This window comes from Sphingomonas lacusdianchii, from assembly GCF_022664395.1.
Lineage (GTDB): Bacteria > Pseudomonadota > Alphaproteobacteria > Sphingomonadales > Sphingomonadaceae > Sphingomonas > Sphingomonas lacusdianchii.
Genome location: NZ_JAKRET010000063.1, coordinates 1 through 2,034, shown reverse-complemented (window position 1 = coordinate 2,034; position 2,034 = coordinate 1). Strand labels below are relative to the sequence as shown.

The window sequence follows — 2,034 nt, the reverse complement described above, 5'->3', positions numbered from 1 at the left end:
CGGTGTCGCCGCGATCGAGCCGACGCTGGGCGAGATTGAGGCCACCGATGACGACGGCAAGCATATTGTTGAAGTCGTGCGCGATACCGCCGGTGAGCTGGCCTACCGCTTCCATCTTCTGAAGCTGACGCACCTGGCTCTCGGCTTCGGTGCGCCGGCCGGTCTCCGCCTTCATCTCGTTACTCGCCTCGGCAAGCGCGGTGCTTTGCCGATCCACTCGCTGATTGAGCCGCAGCACCGCCTCGGCGCGCTCAACCGCGAGCCAGGTCAGCTCGGCGACCTCGCGGGCGAGCGCCACGTCACCCGGCGTCCAGTGCCTCACCTCCGCATGGTGGAGATAGATGCCGGCTTGCCACCGGCCCTCGCGCATCAGCGGCACGCACACGCCCGCCAGCACGCCGCGATCGGCGAACGGCAGGAAGTCGCCGTCATCGTCATGCCGGCTGTCGCTGAACACCAGCGTCTTGCCGCGGCGTCGCGACTGCTCGGCGCGCTCGCCGAAGCGGCTCACCGGATCGGTGCCGGTGAGCGGAGCCATCGTGCCGTCCGTCCAGTTGGCACCGTGGCGAAGCTGGTTGGCGCCGACGAGACGATAGAAGCCGGCGCGATGTACCCCGAGCCGTCGTGCCAATTCCTGGGCCGACAGCCGAACGATGGCTTCCGGATCGGCGAGTGCCCGCTGCCGGCCAGTGAGGTCGATCACGAACTCACGCTCCGCCTTGGCGGCCTTGAGCGCGAGGTCCGCCGCCATGCGCTCGCTGATGTCGTAGCTGATGCCGGGGAAGCGCACGCATTTGCCGTCATCATTGAAGATGCAGCGTCCCTGCGCCGAAACCCAGCGGATCGAGCCGTCCTTGCCCAATAGCCGGTACTCGGACGCGAAACTGCCGTCGCCGGCCATGACCTTCTCGATCTCCGCCTGGACGCGGGGAAGGTCGTCGGGGTGGATACCGCCGAAGAACTCCGCGATCGGCGCGCCTTCGGCTGCCCGGTCCGGATCGACGCTGTAGAGGGTCGCGAAGCGGGTGTCGGCCGTCAGGCGGTCGTTGACGACATCCCAGTCCCACGAGCCGATGCTGTTCCCCGCCGACAGAGCGAGTTGCAGCCGCTCGTCCGCCGCATCACGATCGCGCACCGCGACGATGCGCGCGGTGGTCTCGCCGGTGACGCAGAACAGGCCGGCGATGCCGCCGTCGTCGTAGAAGGCCGGCGAGTAGGTGAAGGTCCACCAGCTCTCTTCGGGCTTGCCGTCGCGGCTCAGGTCGAGCGGCATGTCGGTCATCGTGCGCGTCTCGCCGGCAAGCGTTGCGCTCACCAACGGTTCAATATCATCCCAGATGCTTGCCCATACTTCGCGGAAGGGACGCCCTAACGCGCCGTCCAGCCGGTAGCCGAGGATCGGCCGGTAGGCGTCGTTGTAGAAGCACAGCAACTCCGGTCCCCATGCCAGGAACATCGGCGTCGGGCAGGCCAGCATCAGCGTCAGCGTCGATCGCAGGGCTGCCGGCCACGTGTCGATCGCCCCCAGAGATGTGCCGGACCAGTCGTGAGCCACGATCTCGAAGCCGGTGTTGCTGGCGGTGGTGACGAAGGGATTGGAAGATGACGTAAACCGCATCTTGCTGGTCTAGCGGGAATCTTCGCAAAGGTGCAGGGGCGACGAACGGCTTCCGGTTTCAGGGGCAGCGGACCTGTTAAATCGCATCGATCGTTCAGCACGACATCCTTGGCCAATCCCCGGTTTTTGTAACAGGCGGGCCTTTGCGATGACATCACCGTTCATGACGCTCGGTCGCGAGCATCTGGCTGCTGGCAAGCTTGAGCGGGCGGCGCTCTGCCAAGCCAACAATTGCCGCACTCGACATTTTCGCCAAAGCGCCAGGCGCTGCAACTCCGAGCTGTCAACGTCGCCGCCCTGATCGACGGCAAGAATGATCTGATCCTGCGCTCGCTCGCTCAGTCCGACCGTCGCGGTCGTGATCGACGTGCCGGCAAGGATCTGGCCGGTGAAAGTAGATGCTTACCAGCTCGAAC

At 65.7% G+C, this 2,034-nt stretch carries 2 protein-coding genes; one reads left to right on the top strand and one right to left on the bottom strand.

Going from position 1 to position 2,034, the window contains the following annotated elements:
- On the bottom strand, positions 1-1,477 hold a 1,477-nt coding region (locus MF607_RS22430), incomplete at its 3' end, for a PAS domain-containing protein (protein ID WP_277926058.1).
- A 372-nt stretch (positions 1,478-1,849) separates the two neighbouring features.
- Between MF607_RS22430 and MF607_RS22425 the strand changes: the two genes are divergently transcribed.
- The coding region (locus tag MF607_RS22425) for a hypothetical protein (RefSeq protein ID WP_242122380.1) at positions 1,850-2,034 on the top strand (185 nt) is incomplete at its 3' end.